The sequence below is a fragment of the Nocardia sp. NPDC004278 genome (assembly GCF_053602975.1).
Genome location: NZ_JBSGEQ010000030.1, coordinates 16,273 through 33,968, shown reverse-complemented (window position 1 = coordinate 33,968; position 17,696 = coordinate 16,273). Strand labels below are relative to the sequence as shown.

Sequence of the window (17,696 nt, the reverse complement as noted above, 5' to 3'; positions counted from 1 at the left end):
GACGAGCCGACGTCACCTTCGGCGCCGTTGCCGAGTGACGTCGGCGCCGTGCGTCAGCGACCGAACGAGTCGATCAGCGCGCTGTTCTGGTCCAGGAGCTGCTTGTACGGCCCCTCTAGGCCGTTCTGCTTCGCCAGCTCGAAACCGGCGGACTTGGCCCGCTCGATGGCGGATTCGACGCTGGCGGGCGGGGCGGGGGCGACCACGGCGGGTGCGGGCTCCGGCTCGGCGACGGCCGGGCTCGGCTCGGACTCACCGGCGCGCAGGTACTGGCCGCAGACCGGCCAGGCACCGGCGCCCTGGGTGGCGAGCACGTTCTCGGCGACCCGGATCTGCTCATCCTTGCTGGCGTGATTGGCGGAACCGGCGCCACCGTTGGCGGCCCAGGTGCTCTGCGAGAACTGCAGACCGCCGTAGTAGCCGTTTCCGGTGTTGATACCCCAGTTGCCACCGCTTTCGCACTGGGCGACGCCGTCCCAGTTGTGGGTGGGGGCGGCCGCGGCGGTACCGGTGGAAAGACCGAACGGGACGGCAACGATTGCGCCGGTGACGGCGGCATAGCCGAGGGCGCGGGTGCTGAGCTTCCGGTGTTTCGACATGATGTTTTCCCTCCCTGCGCCCACCGCCCCCGGGTAAAAGAAATGCCGAGTCCCTGCCCCCAGGTGTGTCGGGGATCCTCGAACCGCGGGACAGGGTCGCCGGTGTTCGGCGGTTCGAGTTCGAGCCCATCACGTTTGATCCGGGCCGTGGATCGACGGTAACCAAGAAATCTCGGCAGATCACATCTTGATAACTTCGCGAGTGCATGATGCGAATAGCGTGTATATCAGTGTTTGCGCAGGTCGCAAATGCTATAAGAATGGATTCTGGACGGTCTGTTATAGCAACGTTATGTGTTCGGGATCACCATGAAATAGTGGCTCGGGTCACGTTTGAGCCCAATGACCGCCCGGTTCGATAGCGCTCGGGAGTGGTTCTTGTGCGTCTGTCGTCGTTCGCGCAACGGGCTCGGACAGTGCTGCGGCAGACTGTCGAACTCGCTCCGGAGGCTCTGTGAGCCGCGCCACCGGCCGCCTCTTCTGCTCCTCGTTCAGTCCGCTGACCAGCGGAAATGCCCTGCAAAGTCAGCGATTTGCCTTCTCTGCGTAGACGTGTGTAATGTTGTGTTCACCGACGCGGGGTGGAGCAGCTCGGTAGCTCGCTGGGCTCATAACCCAGAGGTCGCAGGTTCAAATCCTGTCCCCGCTACTAGGGAAACGGCCCGGAACATACAGTTCCGGGCCGTTTTTCATTGATGCAGGGGAATGTATTCGGCAACGTTGGCCGGAGTCGGATTCTCGAGGCGGTCTGGTCGAAGTAGCGGTATAGCGAACCGCGATTCTCCGGCATCCGCTGCCAGTGCAGGATTCGCGAGTTCACGAAGGTGGTCGTATGGCCGCTGCCGACACTCCGCCCGTGCGGAACTGTAGAGGGTGGCCTGGCGGACCTGCACGCTCAATGGTTGCCGTGCTGGACGCCTGATCGGTAGTTCGACGGTGATGAGGTCGGCGTGGTCGTCGCGATTGCGGGCCGGGTTCAGCAGATCGACAGCCAACCATCGGGTGGGCCGTCGCGCGGGAACGGATTGGCCTTGTCGGTCGGCTGTAAGCAACGATGAGAACGCGGATCGGCTCACCTTCCCATATTTGGAAACTTCGTTCGGACGACGTCTGCTATTTCTGAAGCAGTGACGCCGCGAGGAGGCCCAATGATGTGTACGTCCAATGCGCTACATCCAAGGCTTTACGCCGCACAATCACATCGGAGCCGACCGGTGGTCACCGCCTCGATTGGGTCCGCGACTCATCCTCGGCCTGAGTAGCCGTCACGAAGCTACTGGCCGGTTGACAAGGTCAAGATCGTCAAATTACTGTCCAGTAGAATGAATCGTGTTCTACTGCTCGACAATCCGAGAGATCACTGTGTCGATCCGTATCGCTGTAGCGGAGGTGCGATGTACGCACTTCGCGATGGGCGTTTCGAGCGTTACTCCCTCTTGCGCACGCCTCGGTCCTCTGGCGTGCCCACATAGCACCTAGGTCTTCAGTGACGTTCGCTGACTATTTGCTCTACTGAGTCGGGCGGCACAGCTAGGTCCAGTCTGGACCTCGCCTGCCCCATCTCCTCGAGGCCTCGGGGTGTCTGCGGAAGACGCTCCGCATCATCAGGGCTCTTTGCCGAGCCTCGACCGCGTCGAAATCCGTTGGGTCGAAGCAGGAGTCGGCCAATTCGAAATTTACAAAATCTTTAGTTGGACCTACGAATTGATGGTGACATGACCTGCTCTGCGATCCGGATGGATGTCGCGGGAGGCGGCGGGTCGTCCACCGAGCGTCATCGCCCAGGGGGCGCGGCGGGAATACCTCATCGAGAACGCCTTGCAGGTGGGCCGATCGACAGACGTCTCCGAAAACGGTGACCAGCAACAAATACACGTCAGATGCTTACGGGGGGTCACAGCATGCCTTGAGGAAGGATGTTCAGAGGTGACCGGATCGGCGTTTGCCGTCGCTATCGTTGGCATGTCCTGCAGAATGCCGGGCGCGGCCGATCTCGACAGTTTCTGGCAGCTGCTCAGGGCGGGGCGCGGCGCGATCGGCACAGCTCCCCCTGGCCGGGAGAGCATCATCGAGCGGGCCGGATTCGTCGACACCGTAGGGGAATTCGACGCGGACTTCTTCGGGGTCTCGCCCAATGAGGCGCGCGCCGTCGATCCGCAGCAGCTGCTGGCACTGGAATTGAGCTGGGAGGCGCTCGAGGATGCGGGCCTGGCCGCCACGGCGCGCGATGCCCGGCGGTGTGGTGTGTTCCTCGGTAGCACCGGAAGTGATTTCGCCGAAGTCCTGGCCTCCCGAGGTGGCCCGGGCGTCAGCCGCCACTCGCTGTGGGGTGTCGGACGCGGCATCATCGCCAACCGCGTCTCGAACCACTTCGGTTTCAGCGGCCCGAGCATCGTGGTCGACAGCGCCCAGGCATCCTCGCTGGTCGCGGTTCACCTGGCATGTGAGAGCCTGCGCAGCGGCGAGAGCGACGTGGCCCTGGCCGGTGGCCTGAACCTGATCCTGTCGCCGACGAGCAGTGAGCGTATCGAGCAGTTCGGCGCACAGTCGGCGCTCGGCGCCTGCTACACATTCGACGCGCGGGCCGACGGGTTCGTCCGCGGCGAGGGTGGCGGCATGGTGGTGCTGAAACCACTCGCGCAGGCGGTCGCCGACGGCGACCGGATTCACGCCGTGATCCGCGGCAGTGCGGTCAATACCGGCAATGAACGCCGAGTGCTGACCGCCCCGAGTCGAGATGCGCAGGCGGCGGCGATCCGCGCCGCGCTGACCGCGGCAGGTGTCGAAGCGCCGTCGGTGCAGTACGTCGAATTGCACGGCACCGGAACACCCGCCGGTGATCCGGTGGAGGCCGCCGCGCTCGGCGAAATCTACGGGGTGGGCCGGGCACAGGATGCGCCGCTGGCCGTCGGATCGGTCAAGACGAATATCGGGCATCTGGAAGGTGCTTCCGGTATCGCGGGCCTGATCAAGACCGTGCTGGGGCTGAGTCACCGAGAACTGGTGGCCAGCCTGAACTTCGAGACACCGAATCCGCGAATTCCGCTCGCGGACCTGGGCTTACGGGTGGTGACGGGCACCGAGAGCTGGCCCGTTGCCGACGTGCGCAGGGCAGGTGTGTCCTCGTTCGGTATGGGGGGATCGAATGCCCATGTGATCGTGGAGGAGGCGCCTGCCGTCGTATCGGCCGCGTCCACGGTGGACGGCGCGGTCGGTGCGGTTGCGTGGATGGTGTCGGCCCGCAGCGAGAGCGGCGTAGGTGCGCAAGCGGCCCGGCTGCGGGAATGGCTGCTGCGCCATCCGGAGCTGGATGTGGTCGATGTGGCGCACTCGTTGCTGGCCACGCGAGCCCAAATGGAGTGGCGCGGCAACGTCGTCGGGGGGAATCGCGAGGAGCTGCTGGCCGGGTTGGCGGCCCTGGCCGACCCGACCGCACCCGCCGTGGCGATCGAGCCGACAACCGCGCGGGCCGAGCCGCGGCGGGTCGCGTTCGTCTTCCCGGGGCAGGGCAGCCAGTGGGAGGGCATGGCGCTCGGGCTGTTGGATGCGGGTGGGGTGTTCGCGGAGTCGATTGCGGAATGTGAAGCGGCGCTTGCCCCGTACGTGGACTGGTCGCTGACGGCGGTGCTGCGTCGCGAAGGTGACGCGCCCCCGCTGGATCGCGTGGATGTGGTGCAGCCGGTGCTGTTCGCGGTGATGGTCTCACTGGCCCGGATGTGGCGAGCGGCCGGTGTGCAGCCGGACGTGGTGATCGGCCATTCCCAAGGCGAGATCGCCGCCGCCTACGTTGCCGGTGGACTGTCGCTGTCCGATGCGGCGCGGGTGGTGGCTCTCCGGTCGCGGGCGGTCGCCGATGAGCTGGCCGGACAGGGCGGTATGGCCTCGATCGGACTCGGCGCGGATGCGGTCCGGGAGCGTCTATCGGCGCATGGGGATCGGCTGTCATTGGCGGCGGTGAACGGACCGGCGCAAAGTGTGATAGCCGGTGATGCGTCGGCGATGGCGGACTTCCTCGCCGACTGCGCCCGCGACGGTATATGGGCCCGCCGGATTCCGGTGGATTACGCGTCGCATTCGAAAGCGGTTGAGCGGCTGCGTGATCGGCTGCTCGAGGAACTGGAGCCGATCCGCCCGCAATCCGGGTCGGTGCCGTTCTTCTCGACGGTATTCGCCGATCGGTTGGATACGGCGGAACTGGACGCCGAATACTGGTATCGGTCATTGCGGGAACCGGTTCGATTCGCCGATGCCGTGACGGCGCTGATCGGTAACGGTATCAACGGGTTCATCGAGGCGAGTCCACATCCGGTGCTCACGATGGGCATCGGCGTAACCGCCGAGGCGGCCGGTGCGGCCGAGGGCGTGTCTGTTGTCGGATCGTTGCGGCGCGGTGTGGGTGGCCCGGAACGGTTCATGGCGTCGCTGGGCCAGGCCCATTGCGCCGGTGTACAGGTGGATCCGCACGCGCTGGTCTCCGGTGGCGCGCGGGTCGACCTGCCGCCGTACGCGTTCCAGCGCCGCAGTTTCTGGGCCGGTGTGTCCGCCGTTTCTCGGGTAACCGATGTCGTCGCGGCAACCGAGGAGCAGATTTCCGAGGGAAATGAACAGACCGGAACATGGGACGACGGGCCGCTGGCACGCAAACTGCTGGCGGTCCCCGAATATCAGCGCGACACAGTAGTTCTCGAAATCGTTCGTGAGCAGGCCGCTGCCGTACTGGGCCACGAGTCGGCCCTATCAATTCACCCGGACCTGCCGTTCACCGAGTTCGGGTTCGACTCCGTCAGCGGGGTGGAGCTGCAGAACCGACTGATGCGGGCTACCGGTGTGCCGCTGCCGAAGACGCTCATCTTCGACCATCCGACCGGGAGTGCGGTCGCGGCGCTGCTGCGGGAACGGGTCACGGGGACCGACCGCGGGCAGCGGCGGGTAGCGCGGCGCACGACTTCGGACGAGCCGATCGCGATCGTCGGCATGAGTGCCCGATTCCCGGGCGGTGTTCGGTCCGCCGAGGATCTGTGGGATCTGCTCGCGGTGGGCCGGGACGCCATCGGCGAATTCCCCACCGACCGCGGCTGGGACCTGGACCGGCTGTTCGACCCGGACCCCGACAAGCCGGGAAAGGTTTACACACGCCACGGTGGATTCCTCGGCGGTGCAGGCGATTTCGATCCCGGTTTCTTCGGCATCAGTCCTCGCGAAGCGCTGGCGATGGATCCGCAGCAGCGGCTGCTGCTCGAAACAGCCTGGGAAGCCCTGGAGGACGCGGGTATCGACCCGGTGTCGCTGCGGGGCAGCGACACCGGCGTCTTCGCCGGTGCCTGCTCGTCGGGATACGCCCGGCGGGTGACCGGTGACCTGGAGGGTTTCCGGCTAACCGGCACATCGCACAGCGTCATCTCGGGTCGCGTCGCGTACGCGTTCGGCCTGGAAGGGCCTGCGGTGACGGTGGATACGGCGTGCTCGTCATCGCTGGTGGCATTGCACCTGGCCTGCCATGCGCTGCGCCAGGGCGACAGCTCGCTGGTGCTCGCCGGTGGTGTGACCGTCGCCGCCAGCCCGTATCTGTATGTGGACTTCGCCCGCCAGCGCGGCCTGTCGCCGGACGGACGCTGCAAGGCGTTCTCGGCTGCCGCCGACGGGGTGGCGTGGTCGGAGGGCTCGGGTGTGCTTGTGCTCGAGCGGCTTTCGGATGCACAGCGGCTCGGCCACAACATCTTGGCGGTTGTTCGCGGTAGCGCGGTGAACCAGGACGGCGCGAGCAACGGCCTGACCGCGCCGAACGGTCCGTCGCAGGAGCGGGTCATCGCGCAGGCCCTCGCCAATGCGGGGATCGCGGCGGTCGACGTGGACGCGGTGGAGGCGCACGGAACCGGTACGTCCCTGGGTGATCCGATCGAAGCGCAGGCGTTGATCGCCGCCTACGGACAGGAGCGCGGCGATCGGGAACCGTTGCGGATCGGTTCCTTGAAATCGAATATCGGCCATGCGGTTGCCGCCGCCGGTGTGGCCGGGGTGATCAAGATGGTGCAGGCGATGCGGCACGAACGGCTGCCGCGGACACTGCACGCCGAAACGCCATCGCCGCATGTGGATTGGGCCGCGGGCGCGGTGCGTCTACTGACCGAAGCCGAACCGTGGACCGCGGGCGATCGAGTGCGTCGGGCTGGTGTGTCGTCGTTCGGAATCAGCGGCACCAACGCGCATGTGATCCTCGAAGAGGCACCTGCCGCACCGGTAGCGGCTACCGAGGGTGACATCGGCGGCGATGCGCAACGGCACCCGAATATCACCGTGTCGGTCATCCCGGTGCTGGTGTCGGGTAAGGGCGAGGCAGGTCTGCGCGCGCAGGCCGCCCGGCTGCGTGCCTGGCTGTCGGAGCGGCCGGAGATCGACGTCGCGGATGCGGCCTATGCACTGGCGACGTCGCGGGCGCAGCTGGACTCGCGCGGTGTGATCCTCGGTCGTGATCGGGACGAGTTGCTCGAGCGGCTGGCCGATCTCGCCGAATCGGGGACCGGCACCGGTGTCATCGCAGGCGCCATCGGCTCGGGGACGACGGCGTTCTTGTGCACCGGTCAGGGTGCACAGCGGATCGGCATGGGCGCAGGCCTGTACGAGGCCTTCCCGGTATTCGCGGACGCGTTGGATTCGGTGTGCGCCCAGTTCGATCCGGTGCTGGAGTGCTCGCTGAAACAACTCATGTTCAGCGGCGCCGCTGGCGGTACCGATGTCGCGGTGCTGGATCGGACGGAGTTCACCCAGCCTGCGTTGTTCGCCTTCGAGGTGGCGCTGTATCGCCTGCTCGAGTCGTTCGGCGTCACCCCGGACGTGTTGATCGGCCACTCGATCGGAGAAGTCGCGGCCGCATACCTCGCGGGACTGTGGTCGCTCGAGGATGCCTGCCGGTTGGTGGCGGCGCGCGGCCGTCTCATGGGTGCGTTGCCCGAGGGCGGCGCAATGCTGGCCATCGGAGCATCCGAAACCGAGGTGAACGATGTCGTCGCCGAGTATCCCGGCCGTGTGTCGGTCGCCGCGGTGAATACGCCTGCGGCCCTGGTGATCTCGGGCGACGAGGACGCGGTCGCCGAGATCGAGGCCCGATTCGCCGAGCGCGGCCGCAAGACATCGCGGCTGCGGGTCAGCCACGCCTTCCACTCGCATCGGATGGAGCCGATGCTGGCCGAATTCGAGTCGGTCGCACAGGACTTGACGTACAACCGGCTGCGCCTTCCGGTGCTATCGAATGTGTCCGGTCAGCTCGCCGGGGACGAGGTGCTGGAACCTGCCTATTGGGTTCGGCAAGTGCGTGCCGCGGTGCGCTTCGCGCCGGGTATCGAGACGCTGATCGCCTCGGGGGTGCGCCGATTCCTGGAACTGGGGCCCGACGCGGTACTGGCGGCGCTGACCCGGCAGACCCTTCCGGAGGGCGGGGAGTCCGCGTCGGTGGTGGCCGCGGCCGCGCGCCGGGATCACGATGAGCCCCAACAGTTCCTGACGATGCTGGCACATGCTCACACGTCCGGTGCGAGTGTGGATTGGACGGCGCTGTTGCGTCGCCCGGCACGACGACGAGTTCCCCTGCCCACGTACGCCTTCCGACACCAGCGATTCTGGTTGCCGCCGCGTTCCGAAGCCACGGGCGACGCCCTCGGCCACCCGCTGCTCACCGGTGTGGTGCCGGTGGCCGGTAAGGATGAGTTCGTTTTCACCGGCCGGTTCTCGCTGCCGACCGACCCCTGGGTCGCCGACCACATGACCTACGGCACCGTGGTGCTGCCGAGCGCGACCCTCGTCGAGTTCCTGCTCGTCGCGGGCAGCAGAATCGATTGCGGCGTCGTCGAGGAGCTGACCCTGGAGGCTCCGATACTTCCGTCGGAAGACGACGAGGTCGAACTCCAGGTGTCGGTGCAGGAGCCGGATGGGAACGGGCGACGGCCGTTCCGCTTCTACTTTCGCAAGGTGGGTCGCCGAGCGGGCGAATGGGTGCGCAATGCCAGCGGAGTGCTGGCCCCCTCATGGGACGGCAACGACGCTCTGCTGGACCGGCTGCGGGACGAGGTCTGGCCACCGGCCGACGCCGAAACTCTCGACCCCGCATGGATTCCCGAGCGAATCGCCACGGGATCCGGACTCGAATACGGTCCCGCGTTCATCGGCGTCGACGCCGCATGGCAGCGGGGTGAGACCGTCTTCTCCGAGATCACCCTGGACACCGCGGCCGCGCCCGAACCGGAGCGGTTCGATCTGCATCCCGCTCTGCTCGACCTGGTGATGCACGCCGGGCTGGCCGGGCTCGTCTGGCGTGATCAGGACAGCGATCCGAACACCGGCCGGTTGCTGTTTCGCTGGGGCGGGGCGCGACTGCACCAGCCGCTGGTCAAGGCGACGACGCTGCGGGTCATCGCCGTGGCGAGTGGCCCGGAGACGATCTCCGTTGCGACCATTGATGATTCGGGACGGCCCGTAGTCTCCGTCGACGCGGTGGTGATGCGGCCCTATGACGTGAAACAGATGCGCGGCACACTGGCCGGGGATGACGCCGGCCTCTACGAGATCCAGTGGACACCGGCGCCGGCAGCGACACCGAGTCTGTCCGTGGACCGGATGGCCGTACTCGGTTCGGCGGCGGTCGCCGGAATCGACACCTGCTCGCCGAGCCCATCGGAACTCGCTGTGGCACAAGCGATTCCGGACGCTGTGGTCTGGTGTCCGGAGGTCGGTGCCGCGGCCGACGATCCGGCGGCCGTTCTCGGCCACCTGGAAACGGTCTTGGCGACAGTGCAGTCCTGGCTGGCCGAAGAGCGTCTGGCCGACACTCGGCTGGTCGTGGTGACCACCAACGGTGCCGCGCTGCCGGGCGAGGCACCGGATCTCGCCGCGGCAGCCGTCTGGGGCCTGTTGCGCAGCGCCCAATCCGAATATCCCGGCCGGTTCGTTCTCATCGACGCTGATCCGTCGGCCGCTGCGCCCCGGGGGGGTTCGATGCCGATCGGCGCGGTGATCGCGGCAGGCGAACCACAGGTAGCGGTGCGCTCCGGAGCATTGCTCGTGCCCAGACTCGCGAAAGCACGAGCCGAGCGCGATACCGAGCCGGGGCTGGCCCAGCGGTCACCCGACCGCCACCCCTCATCGAGTCGTGACGCGACGCTGGCTCACTCGTTGCCCGAGCACCCCTCATCGAGTCGTGACGCGACGCTGGCTCACTCGTTGCCCGAGCACCCCTCATCGAGTCGCCATGCGACGCTGGCTCACTCGTTGCCTGACCACCCCTCATCGAGTCGCCATGCGACGCTGGCTCACTCGTTGCCCGAGCACCCCTCATCGAGTCGCCATGCGACGCTGGCTCACTCGTCGCCTGACCACCCCCCAACGAGTCGCTACGCGACGCTGTCATCATTTGGCGATGGCACCGTACTGATAACCGGCGGCACCGGTGGCCTCGGCGCGCTTGTGGCCCGACGTCTGGTCACCGGACATGGAGTCCGCCGGCTGCTGCTGGTGTCCAGGCGTGGCGAAAATGCGGACGGTGCAACGGAACTGGTGTCCGAGCTGTCGGAAGCCGGCGCTGCTGTCAGGGTGGCGGCCTGCGATGTAGCGGATCGAGAAGCCCTCCGTTCGCTGCTGGATTCGATCGAGGCCGATCATCCGCTGACCGGCGTGGTCCATGCGGCGGGTGTCCTCGACGATGGCACCCTCGCGGGCCTGACCGCCGAGCAACTGCGGCGCGTGTTCGACTCGAAGGCTGCGGCCGCATGGCATCTGCACGAGCTCACTCGTGACCGTGGCCTATCGGCCTTCGTGCTGTTCTCATCCGTCGCGGCAGCGATCGGATCGGCGGGACAGGGCAACTACGCGGCAGCCAACGCATTCCTCGACGCGCTGGCGCACCGTCGCCATGCCGAAGGGCTGCCAGCGATATCGCTGGCCTGGGGGCCCTGGAATTCCGCCGCCGGTATGGCCGGTGGCTTGGACCGCAGTGCCGTCGCCCGCTGGGAAAGGCTCGGTCTGCACCCGCTCGGGAACGATGAAGGTCTCCGGCTGTTCGATACGGCCACCAACCGCGCCGCCGCACACCTGGCAGCGATCGGGTTCGACCCGGCGCAACTGCGGCGTGCGGTGCGCGACGGTGCGGTGCCCGCGGTGCTCCGCGGATTCCTGCCCCGCACCACGGCCCCGTCCGCGACCGCGTCGAGTTCGCTGGGCACCCGACTGAGCCGGGTACCGGAGGCCGAACGATCCGCGGTGGTGCTCGAGCTGGTCCGGGAGCATGCGGCAGCTGTGCTGGGGCACGGCTCCGCCGAAGACATCAGTCCCGACGCCCGATTCGACGCACTGGGATTCGACTCGCTCGGCGGCGTTGAATTCCGCAACCGCCTGTCCAAGGCCACCGGTGTCCAGCTGCCGTCCACCCTGGTCTTCGACCACCCCACCGCCGCGGCGGTTGCCACCCTCTTGCACGCCAAGATCGAGGGAACGGCATCCGGTTCCAGGACGACACGGGTGTCGCGCCGGGTACGTGTGGACGAGCCCATCGCGATCGTCGGCATGAGCTGCCGGTTCCCCGGCGGCGTCCGAACCCCGGAGCAGTTGTGGGATCTGGTGCGGTCGGGTACCGATGCCACCACGGAATTCCCGAACGATCGCGGCTGGGATCTCGAGCAGCTGATCGACCAGGACCCGGATAAACCCGGCACGGTCTACAGCCGCGGCGGCGGCTTCCTGGACGATGCCGGTGATTTCGACGCCGGATTCTTCGGAATCAGCCCGCGCGAGGCCCTGGCGATGGATCCGCAGCAGCGGCTGCTGCTGGAAGCCTCATGGGAGGCATTGGAGCAATCCGGAATCGACCCGGTCACGTTGCGCGGCAGCGATACCGGCGTGTTCGCGGGCGCGTGCGCCTCCGGATATGTCGACCGCGTCACCGGCGATCTCGAGGGGTTCCGGCTGACCGGCACCACCCACAGTGTCGTCTCCGGCCGCGTCGCCTACGTGTTCGGTCTCGAGGGACCAGCGGTCACGATCGATACCGCATGCTCGTCCTCACTGGTGGCATTGCATCTGGCGTGTCAGGCCCTGCGTCAGGGCGAAACGTCGCTGGCGTTGGCGGGCGGCGTCACCGTGGCCGCAACCCCATATCTCTCCGTGGATTTCGCGCGGCAGCGGGGCCTGTCGCCGGATGGCCGCTGCAAGGCGTTCTCCGCCGCGGCCGACGGTGTGGCCTTCGCCGAAGGCGTGGGCGTACTGGTGTTGGAGCGGCTGTCGGACGCGCAGCGGCTGGGCCACGACATCCTGGCCGTCGTTCGGGGCAGCGCGGTGAACCAGGACGGCGCGAGCAATGGCCTGACCGCGCCGAACGGTCCGTCGCAGGAGCGAGTGATCGCGCAGGCCCTCGCGAATGCCGGGCTCATCCCCGCCGACGTGGATGCGGTGGAAGCGCACGGGACCGGTACTCCGCTGGGGGATCCCATCGAAGCCAACGCGTTGATCGCCGCATACGGGCAGGAGCGCGGGGATCGGGAGCCGCTGCGCATCGGATCGATCAAATCGAATATCGGCCATACCGTCGCAGCGGCCGGTGTCGGTGGCGTGATCAAGATGGTGCAGTCGCTGCGGCACGAAACCCTGCCCCCGACCTTGCACGCGGAAACGCCGTCCCCGCACGTGGATTGGTCGGCCGGCGCGGTGCGCCTGCTGACCCGGCCGGAACCATGGCGCGCAGGGGGGTCGATTCGCCGAGCCGGTGTGTCCTCGTTCGGAATCAGTGGCACCAACGCGCACGTGATCATCGAGGAGGCTCCGGCTCGGGTGGCATCGATGCCCGAGCGCGGTGCGGCCCTGCCGAAGGTCGATGTCGCTGTGGCGTGGACGATATCGGCCACCTCGGCGGAGAGCCTGCGGGCGCAGGCCGAGCGGTTGCGGGCGTGGTCGGCCGATCGCCCGGAGGTCGACATCTGGTCGGTGGCGCGGTCATTGGTGGACTCGCGGGCATTGCTGGATCGTCGGGGGGCCGTCGTCGGTCGGGATCGGGACGAACTGCTGGCGGGTCTGGCCGATTTGGCGGTGGGTTCGCCGGGCACGATCGAGGGGACGGCGGGTTCGGGGAAGACGGCGTTTCTGTTCACCGGGCAAGGCGCGCAGCGGGTGGGGATGGGCGCGGGGCTGTACGAGGCGTTTCCGGTATTCGCGGCGGCGTTCGACGAGGTGTGCGCGCAGATCGATCCGTTGTTGGGGCGGACCAACCCGTCGTCTGACCGCCACCTCTCGACGAGCTCCGCGCTGTCCTTGAAGGAGCTGATGTTCGCCGACGCCGAGGGTGTGTTGGATCGGACCGAATTCACCCAGCCGGCATTGTTCGCGTTCGAGGTGGCGTTGTTCCGGTTGTTCGAATCATTCGGTGTGACACCGGATCTGCTGATCGGGCATTCGATCGGTGAGTTGGCGGCGGCGTATGTGGCGGGGGTGTGGTCGCTCGAGGATGCGTGTGCGCTGGTGGTGGCGCGGGGTCGATTGATGGGCGCCCTGCCGGAGGGCGGGGCAATGCTCGCGGTCGCGGTGTCGGAGATCGAGGCGTTGGAGGTGCTGGCCGAGTTCGGCGGGCGGGTGTCGTTGGCGGCGGTGAACAGTCCGTCGTCGGTGGTGTTGTCCGGGGAGGTGTCCGCGATAGCCGAGATCGGTGATCGGCTTGTCGGCAAGGGAGTGCAGACCTCCCGGCTGCGGGTCAGTCACGCATTCCACTCGGTGTTGATGGAGCCGATGCTCGACGAGTTCCGGTCTGTCGCCGAAGGATTGACGTATCGGGAGCCGTCGCTGCCGATCGTGTCGAACGTTTCGGCGGCCGTGGTCGCTGCCGAGCTGACCGATCCCGAGTACTGGGTCGGGCAAGTGCGGGGGTGCGTCCGGTTCACACCGGGGATCGACGCCCTGGTCGAGGCAGGTGTGCGGCGGTTCGTGGAGATCGGACCGGATGCGGTGCTGGCCGCGATGACTCGGCAGTGTCTGGTCGAGACTCCGGCCGTCGAGGCCAAGTCGACGGTGGTCGCGGCCGCCCGGCGCTCGATCGACGAGCCGACTCAGTTCGTGTCCGCGCTGGCACAAGCAGCTGTTGTCGGTGTGAAGGTGGACTGGACGCCGCTGTATGCGGGCCGCCCCACGGATCGGGTGGCGTTGCCCACCTATGCGTTCCAGCATCGACGCTACTGGGCGCAGCCGGTCGACGCGCCGGAGTTGTGGCAGTCGGGCTTGGACGATGCGGGGCATCCGCTGTTGGGCGCGATGGTGCGGTTGCCGGATTCCCAGGATGTGGTGTTCACCGGGAGGCTGTCGCGAGCCGGTCATCCTTGGCTGGCCGATCATGCCGTTGCTGGGGTGACGCTGCTGCCCGGCGCCGCCCTCGTGGAGCTGGCCCTGCACGTGGGAGCGGCGGTGGCATGCCCGCGACTGGCGGAGCTGGTCATCGAGGCACCCCTGCCGATACCGGCTGCCGGGGCCGTCGAGCTGCGGGTGGTAGCGGGTGGACCCGGGGAAACCGGCGCACGGACGGTGTCGGTGTACTCGCGGTCGAACAATGGTGATCCGGACTCGCGCAGCGACGATTCGGACCAGTGGGTGCGCCACGCGGTCGCGAGGGTCACCGCAGGGGCGGACACATCCCTGGTCGACTCCGGTCCGGTGAGCTGGCCGCCCGCGGATGCGACGGCGATAGCGATCGATCACGTCTACGCGGATCTGGCCGAGCGGGGCTATGAATACGGACCGGCGTTCCGCGGACTGACTGCCCTGTGGGGGTGCGACGGTGCGGTGTTCGCCGAGGTCGTACTGCCGGAGCCGGCACGATCGGACGGCGCGAAATACGGTGTGCATCCGGCATTGTTGGATGCCGCGCTGCACGCGATCCTGCTCGGTGGGCTGGCTCCCGACACCCGGGCCGGTGCGATCGCCGTCCCGTTCTCCTGGGAGAACATCGCCCTGTATGCGACGGGCGCGACCACCGTACGGGTCCGTGCCGCCGTGACCGGCTCCGGGCCGGCGGGCGAGCGGATAACCGTAACCCTCACCGACCCGGCAGGTGTGGCGGTGGCCGAAGTGGGGGCACTGACGCTGCGGATGTTGTCGGCCGATGCGCTCGGCTCGGTGCACCGTCGTACCGAAGGCGTTGGCTACGAGGTGAATTGGGTCGCGCTACCCGAGCCCGCGAGTGAACTCACCGCGGCCGACGCCTGGAGCCTTGCCGAGGACGGTGACGGTGACGGTGAAACCGTGACGATCGCGGGACGGGACACGACGGTCTTGCGGCTCGACGCCACGACCGTGGACGGCGATCTCCCTGCGGCGGTACGTGATCGGGTCATCGAACTCGCGGCGCAGGTGCGGCGGCTGCTGACACAGGACCGGCGCATCATCGTGGTGACCCGGCAGGCGGTCGCCGTACATCCACACGAGCCGGTGGACCTGCCAACGGCAGCGGCGTGGGGTCTGCTGCGTACGGCACAGAGTGAGAACCCGGACCGAATTCTCCTCGTCGATATCGAGGACCGGGCGGACTATCGGACCGCTGTGGCCCTGGCGTCGGCTACCGGCGACGAACCCCAGCTGGCCGTGCGGCGCGGAAGGGCGTATGCGCCGCGCCTGCACCGCGGTGGTTCGAACCCGCTCGAAGTTGCGTCGCGCGACACCTCGGTCGGTGCGGTAGGCGATAGCGCGGCGTCACCACATGGGGCTCCGCACGGGTCGCATCGGACACCGGCATGGGCGCTGACGCTGCTCGACAAAGGCACGCTGACCGAAGACAACTTCGGTGTGAGCGACCAACCGAATGCGTTGGAACCGCTTGCACCAGGGCAGGTCCGGGTGAGTATGCGGTCGGTCGGCCTCAACTTCCGAGATGTGCTGATCGCGCTCGGTACCTACCCCGACAAGGCTGCGCGAATCGGCGGTGAGGGAGCCGGGGTGGTCTTGGAGGTCGCACCGGATGTGACCGAATTCGTGCCCGGCGACCGGGTTTTCGGGTTGATCCCGGGTGTCGGATCGGTGGCGGTGGCCGATCGCCGACTGCTTGCGCCGATTCCGCGTGGCTGGTCGTTCACCCAGGCCGCGGCGGTTCCGATCGTGTACGCGACCGCCTACTACAGCCTCGTCGACCTGGCCGATGCGCGACCCGATGAGACGCTGCTGCTGCATGCGGCGACCGGTGGTGTCGGCCTGGCGGCCGTGCAACTCGCGCGACATCTGGGCCTGCGATTGTTGGTCACCGCCAGTGCGCCCAAGTGGAATGTGTTGCGCGATTTGGGGTTCGACGACTCCGATATCGGTAACTCGCGCACATTGGATTTCGAGCAGAAGTTCCTCGACGCCACCGACGGTCGCGGTGTGGACATCGTATTGGATTCGCTGGCAGGCGAATTCGTGGATGCATCGTTGCGCCTGCTGCCGCGCGGTGGTCGGTTCGTCGAAATGGGCATGATCGACCGGCGTGATCCGGTCGAGGTGGCCGCCCAGCATCCGGGGGTGGACTACCACAGCTTCATGCTGATGGAGGTGGGTCCGGATCGGCTGCACGAGATTCTGACCGCTCTGGTCGAGCTGTTCGAGGCCGGGAATTTGGCGCCGTACCCGTCCATCGCGTGGGACCTGCGGCAGACGTCGGACGCCTACCGGTACCTGAGCCAGGCCCGGCATATCGGCAAGAACGTGCTCACCGTGCCGGTGCCGTTGCGGCCCGAGGGCACTGTGCTCATCACCGGCGGCACCGGAGGATTGGGCGCGGTGGCCGCGCGACACCTGATCACGGTGCATGGTGTGCGCAGACTGGTGTTGGCAGGTAGGCGTGGTCCGCAAGCGCCCGGCGCGGCCGAACTCGCCGCCGAGCTGACCGCGCTCGGTGCGCATGTGGATGTGGTCGCGTGCGACGCGGCCGATCGAGCCGCACTGGATGCGGTGTTGGCGGCAATACCGTCGCAGCATCCGTTGACCGGTGTCGTACATGCGGCGGGTGTGCTGGCCGACGGTCTGCTCGCCACCATGACGCCGGAGCAGATCGCGACGGTGTTGCGGCCCAAGGTGGATGCGGCCTGGAATCTGCACGAGGCGACCAAGGACTTGGATCTGTCGGCGTTCGTGCTGTACTCCTCGATCGCGGGCGTGATCGGCAATCCGGGCCAGGCCAACTATGCGGCCGCCAATGTCTTCCTCGACGCGTTGGCGCAACACCGGCACGTCATCGGGTTGCCCGCGACATCGGTGATATGGGGGCCATGGGAGCAGAGCGGCGGTATGACCAGCGCGCTCGGCGAGGCCGACCTCGCCCGTCTGCGGCGCGAAGGTCTCCTGCCATTGGGCGACGAGGACGGCATGGAGCTGTTCGACGCCGCGCTGGCGGGCGGCCGGTCGGCGTTCGTTGCGGTCCGGATCGACCGAACCGCTCTCGGCGAGGCGGATCCCGGTGCTGTGCGCGCGGTCATGCGTGGTCTGTCGCAGGCATCGCGCCGCCCGGTGGTCGCTACGACGAGTGAGTCGCCGACAGCGTCGAATGGGCGCTCCGCACCTTTGGTTGCGCAACTGCTCGACCGCCCGACAGTCGAACAGGAACGTGTCATCCTCGACGTGATCCGTGCCCAGGCCGCGCTCGTGCTGGGACACACCGGCGCGGACTCGCTCCCTCCGGACAAGCCGTTCAGCGATATCGGGTTCGACTCGCTCGGCGTGATGGAATTCCGCAACCGGCTGAAATCGGCTGTGGGCGTGCAGTTGTCCGCGACCACGATGTTCGACTACCCCACCCCGGAGGCGCTGGCCGGTTATATCCGGCAGGAGATCGTTCCGGTCGACGACCCCGCGGAACGTATTGCGGCCGAGGTCGAGTCGCTGGCGCGCAGCTGCGCCACGGCCGAACTGTCGGCTGCGGACCGGTCGGATATCGCAAGCAGGTTGACCGCACTTTTGCGTGAGCTCGAAGGCAAGGACGCCGGCGAAATCGATCTGGGCGGCGGCGCCGACAGTCTCGAAGCCGCGGACGACCGCGAGCTGTTCGATTTCATCGACCAACTCAGTTGAAGCAAGTTCCCCGACCACCTCAGCTGAGCAAACACGATCTGGAGT

General features: G+C 67.4%; 1 protein-coding gene, 1 tRNA gene and 1 pseudogene. 2 read left to right on the top strand and 1 reads right to left on the bottom strand.

Features of this window, described 5'->3' with window-relative positions; genetic code table 11:
* Positions 1-53: 53 nt before the first annotated feature.
* Complete coding sequence (locus ACWEO2_RS33795; RefSeq protein WP_452409056.1) at positions 54-599, bottom strand: transglycosylase family protein; 546 nt, start codon at positions 597-599, stop codon at positions 54-56.
* Between the two features lie 575 nt (positions 600-1,174).
* On the opposite strand from ACWEO2_RS33795, the gene ACWEO2_RS33790 reads away from it, so the two are divergent.
* Together ACWEO2_RS33790 and ACWEO2_RS33785 are read left to right on the top strand one after the other, a co-directional pair.
* Positions 1,175-1,248 (top strand) — tRNA-Met (locus tag ACWEO2_RS33790).
* 1,307 nt (positions 1,249-2,555) lie between these two features.
* Positions 2,556-17,651, top strand: a pseudogene (locus ACWEO2_RS33785) (SDR family NAD(P)-dependent oxidoreductase); the annotation flags it as partial.
* Positions 17,652-17,696: the final 45 nt, after the last annotated feature.

Coding starts and splice junctions, on each gene's coding strand:
- ACWEO2_RS33795 (WP_452409056.1), bottom strand. CDS start 599: ATGTCGAAACACCGGAAGCTCAGCACCCGCGCCCTCGGCTATGCCGCC.